This window comes from Pantoea sp. X-Soil-ISGK-275, from assembly GCF_059730795.1.
Genome location: NZ_AP035976.1, coordinates 2,674,672 through 2,691,772, shown reverse-complemented (window position 1 = coordinate 2,691,772; position 17,101 = coordinate 2,674,672). Strand labels below are relative to the sequence as shown.

The 17,101-nt window shown below is 55.9% G+C and carries 16 protein-coding genes; 11 read left to right on the top strand and 5 right to left on the bottom strand.

Annotation, left to right across the window (positions count from 1 at the left end; genetic code table 11):
• Nucleotides 1-6: 6 nt before the first annotated feature.
• Together puuR and puuD are read right to left on the bottom strand one after the other, a co-directional pair.
• Entirely contained in the window at nt 7-564 is a 558-nt protein-coding gene (gene puuR / locus AC6I8A_RS12630; RefSeq protein ID WP_008104818.1) for an HTH-type transcriptional regulator PuuR, read from the bottom strand.
• Nucleotides 561-1,325: a gamma-glutamyl-gamma-aminobutyrate hydrolase gene (gene puuD / locus AC6I8A_RS12625; protein ID WP_479489401.1), complete on the bottom strand. Its 765-nt coding sequence runs from the start codon at nt 1,323-1,325 to the stop codon at nt 561-563. Before puuD ends, puuR begins: the two co-directional genes overlap by 4 nt.
• Before the next feature lie 213 nt (nt 1,326-1,538).
• Between puuD and AC6I8A_RS12620 the strand changes: the two genes are divergently transcribed.
• Both AC6I8A_RS12620 and AC6I8A_RS12615 read left to right on the top strand, forming a co-directional pair.
• On the top strand, nt 1,539-2,954 hold the full coding sequence (locus AC6I8A_RS12620) for a glutamine synthetase family protein (RefSeq protein WP_061717698.1): 1,416 nt from the start codon (nt 1,539-1,541) through the stop codon (nt 2,952-2,954).
• Between the two features lie 372 nt (nt 2,955-3,326).
• Nucleotides 3,327-4,685 carry an APC family permease gene (locus AC6I8A_RS12615; protein WP_256696823.1) on the top strand — a complete coding sequence of 453 codons (1,359 nt, stop codon included), beginning with the start codon at nt 3,327-3,329 and terminating at the stop codon, nt 4,683-4,685.
• Between the two features lie 171 nt (nt 4,686-4,856).
• On the opposite strand, the gene ygbI is transcribed toward AC6I8A_RS12615, so the two are convergent.
• A complete protein-coding gene (gene ygbI / locus AC6I8A_RS12610; RefSeq protein ID WP_293793112.1) occupies nt 4,857-5,618 on the bottom strand; it encodes a DNA-binding transcriptional repressor YgbI in 762 nt (253 codons plus the stop codon).
• A gap of 259 nt (nt 5,619-5,877) precedes the next feature.
• Between ygbI and ltnD the strand changes: the two genes are divergently transcribed.
• From ltnD to AC6I8A_RS12585, 5 genes are all read left to right on the top strand, one after another.
• Entirely contained in the window at nt 5,878-6,786 is a 909-nt protein-coding gene (ltnD, locus tag AC6I8A_RS12605; RefSeq protein ID WP_101763402.1) for an L-threonate dehydrogenase, read from the top strand.
• Between the two features lie 2 nt (nt 6,787-6,788).
• A complete protein-coding gene (gene otnK / locus AC6I8A_RS12600) occupies nt 6,789-8,048 on the top strand; it encodes a 3-oxo-tetronate kinase (protein WP_497818593.1) in 1,260 nt (419 codons plus the stop codon).
• Entirely contained in the window at nt 8,045-8,671 is a 627-nt protein-coding gene (gene otnC, locus AC6I8A_RS12595; RefSeq protein WP_497818592.1) for a 3-oxo-tetronate 4-phosphate decarboxylase, read from the top strand. Before otnK ends, otnC begins: the two co-directional genes overlap by 4 nt.
• Nucleotides 8,671-9,450, top strand: coding sequence for an HPr family phosphocarrier protein (locus AC6I8A_RS12590; RefSeq protein WP_497818591.1), 780 nt, complete (start codon nt 8,671-8,673; stop codon nt 9,448-9,450). Before otnC ends, AC6I8A_RS12590 begins: the two co-directional genes overlap by 1 nt.
• 116 nt (nt 9,451-9,566) lie before the next feature.
• Complete coding sequence (locus tag AC6I8A_RS12585) at nt 9,567-10,919, top strand: GntP family transporter (RefSeq protein WP_497818590.1); 1,353 nt, start codon at nt 9,567-9,569, stop codon at nt 10,917-10,919.
• 127 nt (nt 10,920-11,046) lie between these two features.
• Here AC6I8A_RS12585 and sbcB read toward each other — a convergent pair whose 3' ends face one another.
• Nucleotides 11,047-12,468: an exodeoxyribonuclease I gene (gene sbcB, locus AC6I8A_RS12580; RefSeq protein ID WP_497818589.1), complete on the bottom strand. Its 1,422-nt coding sequence runs from the start codon at nt 12,466-12,468 to the stop codon at nt 11,047-11,049.
• Nucleotides 12,469-12,669: 201 nt separating this feature from the next.
• On the opposite strand from sbcB, the gene dacD reads away from it, so the two are divergent.
• The 4 genes from dacD to tmaR all read left to right on the top strand — a co-directional run bounded on the left by dacD (nt 12,670) and on the right by tmaR (nt 16,172).
• Entirely contained in the window at nt 12,670-13,836 is a 1,167-nt protein-coding gene (gene dacD / locus AC6I8A_RS12575) for a serine-type D-Ala-D-Ala carboxypeptidase DacD (protein WP_256696818.1), read from the top strand.
• An 88-nt stretch (nt 13,837-13,924) separates the two neighbouring features.
• Nucleotides 13,925-14,389 carry a GyrI-like domain-containing protein gene (locus AC6I8A_RS12570; RefSeq protein ID WP_497818588.1) on the top strand — a complete coding sequence of 155 codons (465 nt, stop codon included), beginning with the start codon at nt 13,925-13,927 and terminating at the stop codon, nt 14,387-14,389.
• A gap of 242 nt (nt 14,390-14,631) precedes the next feature.
• Nucleotides 14,632-15,690, top strand: coding sequence for an FUSC family protein (locus AC6I8A_RS12565; protein WP_293793127.1), 1,059 nt, complete (start codon nt 14,632-14,634; stop codon nt 15,688-15,690).
• Between the two features lie 161 nt (nt 15,691-15,851).
• A complete protein-coding gene (tmaR, locus tag AC6I8A_RS12560; protein WP_008110563.1) occupies nt 15,852-16,172 on the top strand; it encodes a PTS system regulator TmaR in 321 nt (106 codons plus the stop codon).
• A gap of 86 nt (nt 16,173-16,258) precedes the next feature.
• Here tmaR and AC6I8A_RS12555 read toward each other — a convergent pair whose 3' ends face one another.
• Nucleotides 16,259-17,086, bottom strand: a complete 828-nt coding sequence (locus tag AC6I8A_RS12555) for a glycosyltransferase family 8 protein (protein ID WP_436332791.1) — start codon at nt 17,084-17,086, stop codon at nt 16,259-16,261.
• Nucleotides 17,087-17,101 lie beyond the last annotated feature (15 nt).

Genomic DNA, 17,101 nt, shown 5'->3' with positions numbered 1-17,101 from the left:
GAAACCTTAGAAATTGGCGGGCGTATGCGCGCTAACAATGCGACACGGCTGATCTGAGGTATTGGTAAAACTGTGCGGTAAGCCAGTATCAATCACATAGCTTTCACCGCGATAAAGATGGTAACTCTGGCCGTTAACCACCAGCGTGATTTCACCTTCCAGCACCGTGCCGGTTTCCTCGCCGGGATGGCGTAACTTCTCGCCGGTGCTGGCGCCGGGTTCATAACGCTCCAGCAGCATCGCCAGCGCGCGTCGCGCGGCACCGTTATCGATCAGCATCAGCGATACGCCCAGGCTGCCGATCTCCACGCACTCTTCCGGGCGCACAATCACGCGCGGCGTGGCATTGATTTTGGGTTCGGAGAAAAACTCCGACAGCGATAACCCGTAAACTTTCAGCAGCTTTTGTAAGGTGCTGACGGCCGGGCTCACTTTGTCCTGTTCGATGGTGCTAATGGCACTGTGCGTTAAACCTGATAACTCAGCGACGCGACGCTGAGACAATCCCAACTCCTGCCGGATCTGCGATAAGCGACGTCCGGGTGCCAGAGTGGCATCATTCATGGCTGTTTTTCCTTGTGATAACAGACAGCGGCGTGGATAAAGGCCGTAAACAAACGGCGCGAGATCGGATCGCGGTCGGAATGCCACTCCGGATGCCATTGCACCGCAAGGGCGAAAGGGTGCTTTGGCAAGCTAACGGCTTCAATCAGTCCGTCGGGTGCGCGCGCTTCCACGCGCAGCAGCGGGCCGGTTTCGCGGATGCCTTGCCCGTGCAGCGAGTTGACCGCAAAAGGTTCGGCGCTGCCCAGCAGCTGGCTCAGCATGCCATCCACTTCTGGCTGCACGGTATGCACCGGCGCGTATTGCTCATCCAGCGGCAGCGCATCGTCTTCGCGGTGCTCCTGGAATAAATGTGTCATATGCAGCTGGCGATGCAGCGCACCGCCATTAGCGACTACCAGCTCCTGCAAGCCGCGACAGATACCGAACATCGGCATCTTTTTACCGATCGCATGGGTGATGAGGCCGAAGGCGAGGCGATCGCGCGCCGGATCGGCATGCGCTTCTTTACCGTCTTCGCCATAATGCCAGGGTTCGATATTGCTGGGGCTACCGGTCAGCAAAATGCCATCCAGCACGGTCATACTGTTTTCTAATAGATGAGGCGCCTGCATCAGTTGATGCGGCAATGGCAGCGGCACGCCACCGGCGAGCACGATAGCGTCGAGATATTTGTTGTGAACCGTTTGCCCCGCATGGCTGCCGATAAAGTTCTGGCACATCACTACGCCAATCAAGGGCTTGTCAAAAATAATGCCCATAACGTCTCCGCGTTGCTGTTCAATATTTTCGCCGGAAATGCGCGGCTGGCCTGTAAAGTGTGCAATATTTTGTCAATCTAGCAACCAGTTGAGTGTTCTTCAAACAGATTTGTTACATTTGCACACTTTTTGCGTTAGAGCTATGTTAGAGGAGTGGCTGTTATTTTGAGCATTACGCGCACCAATATTAAACGGTAAAGGGCGGGTGGGATCATGACGAACCTCGTAGAAGTAGAAGACTTCACACGACACAGTGAAGAGAAACGAACAAGCGCGTTCCAGCTGGAGGTCAAAACCTGGCTGGAACGCCATCCTGAAACGCAGTATGTCGATATTCTTCTTAATGATTTAAATGGGGTATTTCGAGGTAAACGCATTCCCATCTCCGCATTGGCAAAACTGGAAAAAGGGTGTTACTTCCCGGCCTCCGTTTTCGCGATGGATATTCTCGGTAATACCGTCGAAGACGCCGGACTTGGTCAGTCACTGGGCGAACCCGACCACCTCTGCATGCCGGTTCCCGGAACCTTAATTCCCTCTGCCGCCGATCCCACGCACATCGCCCAGCTGTTGCTGACCATGTGTAACCAAGATGGCACTCCCTTTGACGTTGAACCCCGTAATGTCCTCAATCGGCTGTGGCAACAGCTGCGCAATCGAGGATTATTCCCGGTGGTAGCGGTAGAGCTGGAGTTCTATCTGGTGGATAAAAAGCGCGATGCGGAGGGCTTTATTCAGCCGCCGTGCTCACCGGGCAGTGATGAACGCAACATGCAGAGCCAAGTGTATTCGGTGGATAATCTCGATCACTTCGCCGACGTTCTGCGGGATATCGACCATTTAGCCAAGCTGCAAGGCATTCCCGCCGATGGCGCACTGGCGGAAGCTTCACCTGGCCAGTTCGAAATCAACCTGCATCACACACGCGACGTACTGAAAGCCTGCGACCACGCCATTCAGCTGAAACGGCTGGTGCGTCAGGTGGCGGAAAATCACGGCATGACCGCGACATTCATGGCTAAACCTTACGAAGAGTACGCGGGCAGCGGTATGCATGTGCACATCAGCATGCTGGATGCCGCCGATCACAACGCTTTCGCGCTGGATGACGGTAGCGATTCGCCGCTGATGAAACGTGCGCTGGCGGGCATGATCGATCTGATGCCGGCCTCAATGGCGTTGTTGGCGCCGAATGTGAACGCCTATCGCCGCTTCCTGCCGGAAGCCTATGTACCGCTGCAGGCGTCGTGGGGACATAACAACCGCACGGTCGCGTTGCGCGTGCCTTGTGGCGATGCGGATAACCATCGCATTGAGTATCGCGTGGCTGGCGCGGATGCAAATCCCTATCTGGTGGTGTCAACTATTCTTGCCGGTATTTTGCACGGTCTGGATAATCAGCTACCCTTACCGCATCCGGTGCAGGGCAATGGACATGAAGCAGAAGGGCTGGCATTACCGATTCGGCAGAGCGATGCGCTGTATGAATTCGAGAATAGCTACCCGCTGCAGAAGCTGTTGGGCGAGCGTTTCAGCGGCGTGTGGCACAGCTGCAAACAGTATGAATTGATGCAGTTTGAGCGCTTAATCACCTCAACAGAAATCGACTGGATGCTGAAGAACGCCTGACGCAGGAAGATTTGATCTAACGTCTTGTGCCGATGGCATAAGTTGGGGCAAAATACGCGCCCTGCAAAATGAGAAACATAACCGACGCTTATCCCGTCGGTTATTTTTTTGCATGATGTACTCACTGACTTTCAAACGAGGCCGGACACGCATCCGGATAGATAGATACTGACAAACACGCTTGTGCGTGAGATTTGAGGAAAACAAAGATGGGACTGTTTAACATTGCACCAGCGCAGGCTGGTTCTCGCTTCCGTGATGACTACGGCGCCGCGACAATCGCAAACTCTTATATCACTTCTCACTGCAGCAAATTGCGCAGTAGCCCTGTAGCCCAACCGATCGCGGTTGTCGTCTGCGGGGGCCTGAACAATGTCGCTTAACACCTCTGCCGCACCTCAGCGTGCACACCTGAAAAAATCCCTGACCCTGATCCCGGTTGTCATGATGGGCCTGGCGTATATGCAGCCAATGACCCTGTTTGATACCTTCGGTATCGTGTCTGGATTGACCGACGGCCACGTCGCCACCGCTTATGCTTTCGCCCTGATCGCGATTCTGTTTACTGCCGTGAGCTACGGCAAGCTGGTACGCCGCTTCCCATCTGCGGGCTCCGCTTACACCTATGCTCAGAAGGCAATCAGTCCGCACGTCGGCTTTATGGTTGGCTGGTCATCACTGCTGGACTACTTGTTCATGCCGATGATCAACATCCTGCTGGCGAAAAGCTACTTTGAGACGCTGGTGCCGGGGATTCCGTCGTGGATTTTCGTGGTGCTGCTGGTGGCCTTTATGACCATCTCTAACCTGCGTGGAATCAAAACCGTTGCCAACTTCAACAGCGTGATCGTGGTGCTGCAGGTGGTGGTGATGGTAGTGATCACCGGCATGGTGATTTACGGTGTGGCACACGGTGTTGGCGCAGGAACCTTGACCAGCAGCAAACCGTTCTGGTCTGAGAATGCGCACGTAGTACCGATGATTACCGGTGCGACCATCCTCTGCTTCTCGTTCCTCGGCTTTGACGGTATCAGTTCGCTGTCAGAAGAGACTAAAGATGCTGAACGCACTATCCCGCGCGCGATTTTCCTCACCGCGCTGATTGGTGGTGTGATCTTCATCGGTGTCTCTTACTTCCTGCAGCTATACTTCCCGGACATCTCACGCTTCACCAATCCGGACTCTTCACAGCCAGAAATCATGCTGTTCGTGGCGGGTAAAGCGCTGCAGATTGGCATTCTGATCTTCTCGGTGGTGACGGTGCTGGCATCCGGTATGGCGGCGCACGCAGGCGTTTCGCGTCTGATGTACGTGATGGGCCGTGATGGCGTATTCCCACAGCGTTTCTTTGGCTTCATTCACCCAACTTACCGCACGCCGTCACTGAACGTGCTGCTGGTAGGCGGTGTGGCGCTGCTGGCAATCAACTTCGACCTGGTTACCGCAACTGCGCTGATTAATTTCGGTGCGCTGGTCGCATTCACCTTTGTGAACCTGTCGGTGATTGCGCAGTTCTGGATCCGTGAGAAGCGTAACAAGACGCTGAAAGATCACCTCAACTATCTGGTGCTGCCGGTGATGGGTGCCCTGACAGTGGGTGCGTTGTGGATTAATCTGGAAGAGACCTCAATGGTGCTCGGCCTGGTGTGGGCAGCGATTGGTATTATTTACCTCGCATTTGTGACCCGCACCTTCCGCAACCCGGTTCCGCAGTTCAGCGAAGAAGTGTGATTTGATCGACGTCGCTGTCCCCCATCCCGGCCTTCCCCCGCAAGCGGGGGAAGGAGACGCTGCCACATGCAACGCCTGATCTAGCATATAGCAGCATCTTCCTCCCCCATTTATGGGGGAGGACCGAGGAGGGGGACAGCGAGCACAGACCGAGGAGGGGGACAGCGAGCTCTACCCCGCCAACACCAACTCCCAACTCCCCGCACTCAACGCTTCGCGTCCCGCTTTACTCAACTCCGCATCCGTAATCAACGTATCAAAGCGCTCCAGCGGCAATGCCAGATGCGTCGCAATCTTGTTGTACTTCGAACTGTCGCTTAGCAATACGCGCTTACTACTGACATCGCTCGCCGCCTGCTTGACCGGCACTTTATCCTCATCCGGCGTATACAGTCCGCGCGGGCCCCAGCAGGACGCGGAGATAAATGCGATATCGATCGCCAGCTGGCGCAAACTACGTGCAGCGGCTTCACCGACGCTGGAACGGTTCTCACGACACACCGTGCCGCCGGTGTGAATCAGTTTGCAGCCGCTGCTCTCCATCAGCAGGCGCGCAATCACGAAATCATTGGTCACCACCAGCAAGTCATCACGCTCTACTAACTCACGCGCCAGCGCCAGTGTGGTGGTGCCGGCATCGAGATAGATGCAGCTATTGCGCGGAATATGACGCGCGGCATACTGACCAATCGCCATCTTCTCGCCGCTGTACATATTGGTTTTCGCCAGATGCGACGGCTCCGCCGCCAGGCGATCCGCCGAGCGCACGCCGCCCGAAACAGACAATACTGCACCTTGCTCTTCCAGCTTCTGCACATCGCGACGAATCGTCATGTGCGACACACCCAACCGCTCAGTCAGCTCGGCAATGCTGACCACGCCGCGTTCGCCAACCAGCGCTAAAATTTGTTGATGACGTTCAACCGGAATCACATTGCTCTCCCTGAATTATCATTTTTTCACATTGTAGATCATCGATTCACAGCTCGCAGCACAATTTATCTTCCCGATATGTAAGCAGAAATCCCGTGTTAAAGGGCTGTGCCACACTTACCTTTAGCTGTGAATCCATGTTAAACGTTGCGCAGTGAAGTTAATTTTTGTGATATCACGCACGTTTATTCGCCACTGACTGCGGCAGACTTAACACCAATGAACAAATTATCACTTAAATTAACAATGGAGGTTTGCTGTGTCAGCAACCGTGAATAACATCGGCGTGATTGGTTTAGGTTCCATGGGCATGGGTGCAGCGCAATCTTGCATCCGTGCAGGATTAAATACCTGGGGTGTTGATCTCAATCCGCAGGCGCTGGAAACCCTGCGTCAGGCCGGTGCGCGTGATGCGCAAACCTCCGCTGCCCGCTTTGCCGCTGAACTCGATGCGGTGTTGCTGCTGGTGGTGAATGCCGCGCAGGTTAAAGCGATTCTGTTTGGTGAAAACGGCGTGGCGGCGCAGCTCAAGCCCGGCACCGTGGTAATGGTCTCTTCTACCATCTCTTCACAGGATGCGCAGGCGATTGAACAACAGCTGGCGCAGCATCAGTTGCTGATGCTGGATGCCCCGGTTTCCGGCGGCGCAGCTAAAGCAGCGGTGGGCGAGATGACCGTGATGGCCTCCGGCAGCGACGAAGCTTTTGCCCTGCTGAAGCCGGTGCTGGATGCGGTGGCGGCGAAAGTCTATCGCGTGGGCAGCGAAATCGGTCTCGGCTCAACCGTCAAAATCATTCACCAGCTGCTGGCGGGCGTGCACATTGCCGTGGGCGCTGAAGCGATGGCGCTGGCCGCCCGCGCCGGTATTCCACTCGATACCATGTATGACGTGGTCACCAACGCCGCCGGTAACTCGTGGATGTTTGAGAACCGCATGCGTCACGTGGTGGATGGCGATTATTCGCCGAAATCAGCAGTCGATATCTTCGTTAAAGATCTCAATCTGGTGGCGGACACCGCCAAGTCGCTGCACTTCCCGCTGCCGCTGGCCTCCACTGCGCTCAACATGTTTACCGAAGCCAGCAACGCCGGTCACGGTCGTGAAGATGATAGCGCGGTGATCAAGATCTTCAGCGGCATCACGCTGCCGCAGGCGAAGGAGCAGTAATCATGCGTTTAGGCGTCATTGCAGACGATTTTACCGGAGCGACCGACATCGCCAGCTTCCTGGTGCAAAACGGTCTGCCGACCATTCAGTTCAACGGGGTGCCGGAAAGTCATGACGAGCTGAGCGCGCAGGCGATAGTGATCAGCCTGAAGTCGCGCTCTTGCCCGACGCATCAGGCGATCGATCAGTCGCTGGCCGCGCTGCAGTGGCTGCAACAGCAGGGCTGCGATCGTTTTTACTTCAAATATTGCTCCACCTTCGACAGCACCGAGCTGGGCAATATCGGTCCGGTTACTGATGCGTTGCTGGCGGCGTTAGGCGAAACGCAAACGGTGATCTCGCCATCGCTGCCGGTTAACGGTCGTACGGTGTATCAGGGCTATCTGTTTGTCGCCGATCAGCTGCTGTCCGAATCGGGCATGCGCCACCATCCGGTAACGCCAATGACCGACAGCAATCTGGTGCGTTTAATGACGCGTCAGGCTAAGGGCAAGGCGGCGGTGATCAACGCGACTCAGCTGGATCAAGGTGCCGATGCGGTGCGTGCCCAGCTGGATACCTTGAAGGCGCAGGGCATCAACTATGTGGTGCTGGACGCGCTGCACGAGCAGCATCTGCTGACGCAGGGCGAAGCGCTGAAAGAAATGCGTCTGGTGACCGGCGGTTCAGGATTAGCGATCGGTATCGCCCGCGCCTGGGCGACGCAGCAGCAGAATAGCGACGCTGAACAAGCCGGACGTCCACAAGGCGAGCGCGCGGTGGTGATCTCGGGCTCCTGCTCGCAGATGACCAATCGTCAGGTGCAGGCGTATCGCCAGCTAGCGCCATCGCACGAAGTGTTGGTGGAGCGCTGCCTCGATAACGCTGAAAGCTATGCGCAGCAACTCTGTGATTGGGTGGAAGCGCATCATCAGCCCGATCTGGCGCCCTTGCTGTTTGCTACCGCCGATGCGCAGCAGCTGCAGGCGATTCAGCAGCAATACGGCGCGGCGCGCAGCAGTGAAGCGGTTGAGCAGCTGTTTGCTGCGGTAACGCGGGAGCTGAAAAGCCGTGGCTGGCAGCGCTTTATCGTCGCCGGTGGTGAAACCTCGGGCGTGGTGGCACAAAGCCTTGGCGTCACCGCATTCCACATTGGCCCAATGATTTCGCCGGGCGTGCCGTGGGTGCGCGATATCCATCAGCCGCTGTCGCTGGCGCTGAAATCCGGCAACTTTGGCGATGAACAGTTCTTTGCCCGCGCACAACAGGAGTTTTCAGCATGACGGAACAACAAGCACGCGAAGAAATGGTGCAGCTCGGCGCGTCCTTCTTTCAGCGCGGATACGCCACCGGTTCGGCAGGCAACCTGTCGCTGCTGCTGGAAGATGGCAAATTGCTGGCGACGCCAACCGGCTCCTGCCTCGGCGAATTGCAGGCCGATCGTCTGTCGAAAGTGACAATTCAGGGCGAATGGATCTCCGGCGACAAGCCATCGAAAGAAGTGGAATTTCACCGCGCACTGTACCTGAATAATCCCGCGTGCAAAGCGGTGGTGCATCTGCACAGTCACTATTTGACGGCGCTCTCGTGCCTGAACGATCTCGACACTGAAAACTGTATTCGTCCGTTCACGCCGTACGTGGTGATGCGCGTCGGTGATGTGCCAGTGGTGCCCTATTACAAGCCGGGCGATCAGCGCCTGGCCGACGATCTGGCCAATCTGGCCTCGCGTTACAACGCCTTCCTGCTGGCCAATCACGGTCCGGTGGTGGTGGGTAAATCCCTGCGCGAAGCCGCCAATAACACCGAAGAACTGGAAGAGACCGCGCGTCTGATGTTCACGCTCGGCGACCGCTCGATTCGTTATCTGACCGATAGCGAAGTCGCGGAATTGAGGAATTTCTAATGCCTAAGTTTGCAGCCAATTTATCTACCCAGTTCGGTGAGCTACCGTTTATCGAGCGCTTTGCCGCCGCCGCTAACGCCGGTTTTCGCGCAGTGGAATTCCTGTTCCCGTATGACTTTCCTGCCGAGGTGATTAAAGCCGAGCTGGAAAAACATCAGCTGGAACTGGTGCTGTTCAACACCGCTGCAGGCAACGTGCAGGCGGGCGAGTGGGGCGTTTCTGCTATTCCGGGCCGTGAACAGGAAGCGCGTGCCGATATCGATCGGGCGCTGGAATATGCGTTAGCCCTTAATGTGCCGCAGGTGCATGTAATGGCGGCAACGGTGCCAAACGGTGCCGATCGCGCTGCGTATGAAGAGACTTTCGTACGTAACATGCACTATGCCGCCGAGCGTTTTGCGCCGCACGGCATTCGCCTGCTGCTGGAAGCGCTTAATCCAGTCACTAAGCCGAATTATCTCTACGCCAGCCAGTATCAGACGCTGGCGATGATGGCGCGAATCGTTCGGCCCAACGTTTTTACCCAGCTCGATCTGTTCCATGCGCAGCTGGTGGACGGCAATCTGACCCATCTGATTCGTGAATACGCCGGTCGTTATCGCCATATCCAGATCGCCTCTGCGCCGCATCGTCACGAACCGGATGAAGGCGAGATCAACTATTCCTATCTGTTCAACCTGCTGGATGAAGTGGGTTACGACGGTTGGGTGGGTTGTGAATATATCCCGCGTGGCCGCACCGAAGCGGGCCTTGGCTGGTTCGCGCCTTACGCCAAATAAATTCTTGTTTATCGCCAACGCAGCGGCCTATCCGCTGTGTTGGATAAGTCATATCTGAATCTGCCAATACCAGAGAAAGCTGTACCCTAAAAATACTTATAAAATAGAGGATTATCATGTCAACCGCGTTGTTGTTAGCTATCGCTACCGCCAGCATCGTGATTTTGCTGTTGCTAGTGATTAAAACCAAAGTTCACCCCTTTGTGGCGCTGCTGATTGTCAGCCTGCTGGTGGCGATTGCCACTGGCATTCCCGCCGACAAAATCATGGAAACCATCTTTAGCGGGATGGGTAACTTGCTGGGGCATATCACCATTATCATCGTGCTGGGGGCGATGCTCGGCGCAGTGATTGAAGCCTCGGGCGGTGCGGAGTCGCTGGCACAACGCTTCAGTAGGTCGCTGGGCATCAAGCGTACCGTGGCGGCGCTGACCATGGCGGCGTTTATCCTCGGTATTCCGGTGTTCTTCGAAGTTGGCTTCATCATCGTGATTCCGTTGATTTATGGCTTCACCAAAGTGGCACGCGTATCACCGCTGAAGTTTGGCTTGCCAATGGCGGGCGTGATGCTGACGGTGCACGTAGCGCTGCCAACGCATCCGGGCGCGGCAGCGGCTGCAGGGATTCTGCATACCGATATGGGCTGGCTGATGATGCTCGGAATCCTGATCTCGATTCCGGTCGGTATCGTCGGTTACTACGTCGCAAAAGCGATGAACCTGCGTCAATATCACCTTTCCGTCGATGTGCTGGAGCAGTTGCAGCTGGCGAAGCCGGAAGGCAAGCCGAAAAACGACGCGCCACCGCCGGGTGCGCTAACCATTACCGGCCTGATTGTCGTGCCGATTCTGTTGATCGTGATGGGAACGGTAGCACACACCACGTTAGCAGAAGGCAGCACGCTGCGTTCGGTGATGACGGTGATTGGGACGCCAGCGATTGCACTGCTGATTGCGCTGGGACTGGCGGCGTGGCTGCTTGGCGTGCGTCGCGGCTGGAGCAAAGAGAAGTTAGAAGACCTCACCGGACGTGCGATTCCCAGCTCTGCCAGCGTTATTCTGGTGGCGGGTGCGGGCGGTGCCTTTGGTAAGGTTCTGGTGGAGTCGGGTGTGGGCAAAGCGCTGGCGCTGACGCTGGAAACCTTGCATCTGCCGCTAGTGCCAGCTGCGTTTATTTTGTCACTGGCGCTACGTGCGTCGCAGGGATCGGCAACGGTCGCCATTTTAACCACCAGCGGTTTGCTAAGCCAGGCGGTGGGCGATGTAACGGATATGCAGCGCGTGCTGGTAACGCTGGCGGCCTGTTTCGGCGGCTTGGGGTTGTCGCACGTGAATGATGCGGGGTTCTGGGTGGTGACGCGCTATTTGGGCCTGTCGGTAGCTGATGGCCTGAAGACGTGGACGGTGTTGACTACGGTGATGGGGCTGAGCGGTTTCGCGCTGACGTGGCTGGTGTGGGGGATGATTTAAGGGTTTTCCCTCACCCTAACCCTCTCCCGCGAGCGGGAGAGGGAACCGATCGGAGCAGGCATACGGCAGCATCTCCCTCTCCCGTGGGAGAGGGTCGGAGTGAGGGCATCAAACCGCAGAGGACAAACTAAGACACCAGCTCCTGCGCATACAAATACAGCGCTTTCAGCTGTGCCATCTTCTCCGCATTCCCCTCATGCAAACTCGCCAGCGACTCCAGTTCCAATAGAAACGCTTGCACGCGCTCAGCATTCAACGCTTCGCGGCGATGCTGCAGCCAGCGCTGCTGCTCGGCGTCATCCAGCGTGCCAGGGAAATTACGTGCGCGATAGCGGAACAATAGCTTAGCAATGCGCTTATCTTCGAAGCTCAAATCCAGCGCCGGTAAGTTTTGCGGCGGCGTCTGACGGATAATATTCATACCCGCGCGATCGGCGTCGCTGAAGAAACCGTCATACAACTGCGCATCCACATCATCCGAGGGCGTAAACGGTTCGGCGTCGGCAAACAGCGCCACCACTTTCTCACGTATTTCCGCGTGTTCGCGCAGCAGCTTAAGGTTAGCGAGACACTGCTGACGATCGATATTCAGGCGTGCGGCATCTTCCGGACGCAGCGTGCTCGCGGGCGCCAGCACCGGACACTTATTAATATGCACCAGCTTGATCGGCACCGCAGGCAGATCGCCCAAATCGCTGTGACGGGTATACAAATGCTCACGCAGTTCATCTGACCCAAGCTCCAGCAGCGGCGACATATCACCGGCCAGATCGGCGACAATCAGCGCATTACGGTTATCCGGATGCCACGCCAGCGGCACAATCCAGCTGGTGTTACCGCGCGCCGCGCCGAACATGCCGGAGACGTGCACCAGCGGTTTCATCTGCGGGATATCAATCAGCGTCATCAGTTTCTGTTTGTTGCGATGGGTAAACAGAAACTCAAACAGCTTCGGCTGCTTCTCTTTCACCAGTTTCGCCATCGCCAGCGTGGCATAAACGTCCGACATCGCATCGTGCGCTTGCTCGTGCGCCACACCGTTGGCCCTGGTGAGATGCTCCAGCTTAAAGCTTGGAAAGCCATCGTCATTTTCCGGCCACTCAATGCCTTCCGGGCGCAACGCGTAGCAGGCGCGCATTACATCGAGTAAATCCCAGCGTGAATTGCCGTTTTGCCAGCTCCAGCCGTACGGATCATAGAAGTTGCGATAGAGGATATTGCGCGTCACTTCATCGTCGAAGCGCACATTGTTGTAACCAATCACACAGGTTTGCGGCTCGCTAAACAGGCCGTGAATGCGTTCGGCAAACGCCGCTTCTGTTACGCCACGCGCTTTGGCGGTTTGCGGCGTAATGCCGGTGATCATCACCGCTTCCGGCTGCGGCAAATAATCGTCCGCTGGCTGGCAATAAAACACCTGCGGTTCACCTACCGCGTTGAATTCTTTGTCGGTACGCAGGCCCGCAAACTGCGCAGGACGGTCCAGCGAAGGGCTTTTACCGAAGGTTTCATAATCGTGAAATAAGAAGGTGAACTCAGAGGCGGGCACGGCGTTATCCTGGCAATGGAGAATCAATGCACAGGATAGTCGTCCCTGGATAGCAGTACAACCTCGATCCTCCTCGCTGCGAGCAGGCGCGCAGCTTTTATGCGCAGTTCATACTTTTTTTCAATTTATTCAGATCTGTAAGCGCTATTTGCCGTAAAACGTGCGGCGGTAAATTCATTTTTTGATTTTGAGGAAGAAGTGTTGAAAAGGCGTCTGCTGGTAACTGTATCTGGAATGATTGTTTGGGCATCGTTGGCGCAGGCCGACGACAGCATGCCGTTTCCCCTGACGCCACCGCCGATTGATGCGGCTTCGTGGGTGCTGATGGACGCCACAACCGGACAAATTCTCACTGCCGGCAATCCGGATGAAGAGCGTAATCCGGCCAGCCTGACCAAACTGATGACCGGTTATGTCGTGGATCGCGCGATCGATCAGAACAAAATCAGCCGCGATGACAAAGTCACCATTGGCAAAGATGCGTGGGGTGCGGGCAATCCGGTGTTTAAAGGTTCTTCGCTGATGTTCCTCAAGCCGGGGGATCAGGTCACGGTGCGCGACCTGATGCGCGGCGTGATTATCGATTCGGGTAACGATGCCTGCGTGGCGCTGGCGGATCACGTGGCTGGCAGCGAAGGCAGCTTCGTTACCATGATGAACAGCTATGTGCAGAAGCTCGGTCTGTCGCACACCCATTTCGAAACCGTGCACGGCCTTGATGCGCCGGGCCAGCACACCACCGCACGCGATCTGGCAGTGCTGTCGCGCGCTATCATCAGCGGCGAGCCCGATTTCTACGCCATGTACGGTGAGAAAACCCTGAGCTGGAACGGCATCACCCAGAACAACCGCAACGGCTTGCTGTGGGATCAAAATCTGCACGTCGATGGCCTGAAAACCGGCCACACCGAAAGCGCTGGCTTCAACATCATCGCCTCTAACGTCGTCGGACGTCATCGCTTGATCGCGGTGATCATGGGCGGCAAGAGCCCGAAAGGGCGTGAAGATCAGGCGCGCAAGCTGCTGGTGTGGGGCCAAAACACCTTTGATACCGTGCAACTGTTCCACGCAGGCAAAAAAATCGGCAGCGAAAACGTCTGGTACGGCAATCCGCATAAAGTAGATGTCGGTACCACGCAGGATATTTACCTGTCGCTGCCACGCACCGAAGTGGCCAACGTGATGGCGAAATACGTTATCGATCGCAAAGATCTGGAAGCGCCGCTGAAAGCGGGCGAGCAGATTGGTGAAATTCAGGTGATGGATAAAGATAAGCAGCTGGCAAGCTATCCGCTCTACGCGCTGCAAGCAGTTGATCAGGCTGGCATCATCACGCGCATCAGCGATTACGTGAAACAGAAACTGTAATCCGTCGCGTATTTCCGCGTCATCATCGTCGCCGTGCTGCGGCGGTGATGGCACAATCGCTGTTTCTGCTGCTGATAAGAGGCAAGGTATGAAAGCATCGATTGTTGAACGTAATCCGCAAAGCTGGCTCGGTTACCATCTGCAAGGTCCGTGGCAGGAAACCGTGCCGCGCGGCTTTAACCAGCTGAAAAGTTGGGTGAGTGAGCACAAGGTTGAAGGCGAATGGCTGGCGATTTATTACGGCAATCCGCAGGAGCTGCCGCCCGAAGAGCTGCGCGTGGAAACGGTGATTACCGCGCCAGAAGAGGTGATTCCGGCGGCGGGCGACGATATCGAAAAAGGCTTATTGCCGGGCGGCCGCTATTTTCACGCGCGTGTTGAAGTGCTTAACAACGATTTCTTCAGCGCGTGGCGCAGTTTGTTCGATAGCTTAAATGCGCAGGGCGGCTGGCAAGTGGACAATCGTCCGTGCTTTGAGCATTACCTTTCTGATGGATCCGATAGCGGCGACTGGCTGGTGGATATGTATATTCCGGTACGTGTGGCTGATTAAATTACGCGGTCACCCTAAATGGCGCCCCTACAAAACCGCACCCGTAGGGTCGCCATTCATGGCGACCTTATCAATAACCGCACCAAACCCATTGCGTTACATCAATGTTTCCATTGGGAAAATTAGATGTAACACCCATGTTGTATTTCAGCAAAACACGAAAAATAATTGCGTTCGACCCTGATGATGCAGCCGTTGCCAGGGTAACATAGCGCGCAAATTTTTAGCGTTCCCGGACAACCATGTTACGCGCTGACAAGCCCATCTCGCAGATTGAGTTCTGGTTCTACCGCCACTATCGCGCCGTGCACGGCGTGCGCATCGCTATCGCTTTTGTGCTGTGCTTCCTGTTTGTACGCCTCACAGATATTCCCGAAGGCACCTGGCCGCTGATTACGCTGGTAGTGGTGATGGGGCCGATTTCTACCTGGGGCAACGTGCTGCCGCGCGTAGTGCAGCGTATTAGCGGCACCTTCGCCGGTCTGATATCCGGCCTAATCGCGCTCAAGCTTGAGCTATTTTCGCTGCCGGTCATGCTGGTGTGGTGCGCCATCGTGATGATGGTCTGCGGCTATTTGACGCTGGGCAAGCATCCCTACATGGCGCTGTTGATCGGTATCACGCTCGGCGTGGTGGTTGGCGCACCGGCCGGGGATTTCACCATCGCCATGTGGCGCGGCGGCGACGTGATTCTCGGTTCGCTGATGGCGCTGCTGTTTAGCGCCATCTGGGCGCAACGCGCGTACACGCATTGGCGTATCCAGCTGTCGGATGCGTTTATCGCTATGGCAAAACTGCATCACACCGGCTTCTCCGCCAATCTGCTGGAGAAACCGCGGCTGAATAAACCTTTCCAGAAACTGCTGAGCGGCGTGATCAAAATGCGTGCGCTGCTGGAACCGGCGAGCAAAGAGACGCGCATTCCGAAATCGGTGTTTGAGGCGATCCAAACGATTAACCGTAATATGGTGAACACCATGCAGATGCAGATTGATGCATGGTGGTCGTCACGTGAAAGCCACTTGATTATGCTCAACGCGCCCACGCTGCGTCGCACCCAGCAGATGACTGAAGACACGTTGAATGCGCTGGCAACGCTGATGGTGAAAGGCGAAACCGAGCAGATCACCGCCAATAGTCACGCGCTGGAGGAGATCACCCAGGAACTGGAGCAGCTAATTGCCAATCGCAGCGGACGTTCTGAAACCACGGCGATTTACGGTTACGTCTGGCTGAGCCTTGAACAGGCGCGTCAGCTGGAGCGTATGACCGATTTAGTGCGTCTGGCGCTGCGTAAATAGTTTTCTCAGGCAATGACTTAATGTGAATCACCCTTTCTTTGCGCTAAGATAAGCGCCAGTCCGAATTTAGCGGTGAGAATTGCAACCCTGGCGGCCAAGCCGCTAAGCTAAACGTTATGACTATTCCGCCTGCCGACGCAGGCCTCAAGAAAGGTGCCAACATGGAAAATGCCAAGCAATCATTTCAGGACGTACTGGAGTTTGTGCGTATGTTCCGTCGTAAAAACAAACTGCAGCGCGAAATCGTGGATAACGAGAAGAAAGTCCGTGATAACCAGAAACGTGTGCTGCTGCTGGACAACCTGAGTGAATACATCAAACCAGGCATGAGCATCGAGGCGGTGCAGGAAATTATCGCCAGCATGCGTGTGGATTATGAAGACCGCGTTGATGAGTACATCATCAAAAACGCTGACCTCTCCAAAGAGCGTCGCGAGCTGTCGAAAAAATTGAAAGCGATGGGCGAGCCAAAAGCGCAATAAATCGGAGGGTCGCCATTCACGGCGACCTGGCGCGCAGTAATGCGCAATTCATATGAAACAGCGCGATAATCATCGCGCTGTTTTTTTTATTCCGCCGCCAACGCCCACCACAGCTTATCCAGCGCGTAATAACGGTCGCGTTCCGATTCAGGCTGATTCAAATCGCGTTTCCACGGTTTCGCCAGAATGAAGTGCAGGTTCTTGACTTCATCTTCGCGCCACATCTTGCTGTGCTGGAATGGCAAGGTTTTCAGCGCATTGTATTTATACGAAAGCGGCAGCCAGCGATCTTCGAACACTTCATTGAGTAAATCCTGCTCGGAGAACGGATAGCGACGCAAATCGGTAATGCCCGCCACTTTCTCCTGCAGCCACTCAAACACCGCCAGATCCGGCTTCAGCACCAGGAAACCGCCGTTCAGATAGCGATCAAGCGTGGAGGGTGCCGGTTCGCCGCGATCCTGCCAGGTATAGTGACAATTCTCCGGCTGCCAGCTGGCCGGATAGCTGGCGATCTTGTTGGGATTGCAGCGACAGGCGTGACACGCTGCCAGCGCATGCTTGCCCAGATCGAGCGTAAACAGCTCATCCATATTGCGCAGCACCAGCATATCGGCATCGAGAAACACCACGCGCTCGCAATCCACCAACTCCCACGCGCGCAGTTTGCTCCACACTTCACCGAACTGCGCCGAAGCGTAATGCTGCTCCAGCTCGGCATTCGGCATCAGCGGATCCACCGGATGGATTACGCAGCCCAGCGCCTGCAAAGCTTCACGCGTCTCCAGATCGATAGCATCGGTGACCATCACAATCAGCGGCCAACGGGTTTCACTGCGCTTCAGCGACTGGTGCAGCGCCTTCACGCCAATAAAATAGTCCGGCTGCGTTAACAGCGTTACCCATGCAAACATGGTTTCTCCCCCTCA

Bases quoted from the DNA above. Each gene is read 5' to 3' on its own strand.
- puuD (WP_479489401.1), bottom strand. From the start codon at position 1,325: ATGGGCATTATTTTTGACAAGCCCTTGATTGGCGTAGTGATGTGCCAG.
- puuR (WP_008104818.1), bottom strand. From the start codon at position 564: ATGAATGATGCCACTCTGGCACCCGGACGTCGCTTATCGCAGATCCGG.
- tmaR (WP_008110563.1), top strand. From the start codon at position 15,852: ATGGAAAATGCCAAGCAATCATTTCAGGACGTACTGGAGTTTGTGCGT.
- AC6I8A_RS12620 (WP_061717698.1), top strand. From the start codon at position 1,539: ATGACGAACCTCGTAGAAGTAGAAGACTTCACACGACACAGTGAAGAG.
- AC6I8A_RS12565 (WP_293793127.1), top strand. From the start codon at position 14,632: ATGTTACGCGCTGACAAGCCCATCTCGCAGATTGAGTTCTGGTTCTAC.
- AC6I8A_RS12570 (WP_497818588.1), top strand. From the start codon at position 13,925: ATGAAAGCATCGATTGTTGAACGTAATCCGCAAAGCTGGCTCGGTTAC.
- AC6I8A_RS12615 (WP_256696823.1), top strand. From the start codon at position 3,327: ATGTCGCTTAACACCTCTGCCGCACCTCAGCGTGCACACCTGAAAAAA.
- otnC (WP_497818592.1), top strand. From the start codon at position 8,045: ATGACGGAACAACAAGCACGCGAAGAAATGGTGCAGCTCGGCGCGTCC.
- otnK (WP_497818593.1), top strand. From the start codon at position 6,789: ATGCGTTTAGGCGTCATTGCAGACGATTTTACCGGAGCGACCGACATC.
- AC6I8A_RS12555 (WP_436332791.1), bottom strand. From the start codon at position 17,086: ATGTTTGCATGGGTAACGCTGTTAACGCAGCCGGACTATTTTATTGGC.
- AC6I8A_RS12585 (WP_497818590.1), top strand. From the start codon at position 9,567: ATGTCAACCGCGTTGTTGTTAGCTATCGCTACCGCCAGCATCGTGATT.
- AC6I8A_RS12590 (WP_497818591.1), top strand. From the start codon at position 8,671: ATGCCTAAGTTTGCAGCCAATTTATCTACCCAGTTCGGTGAGCTACCG.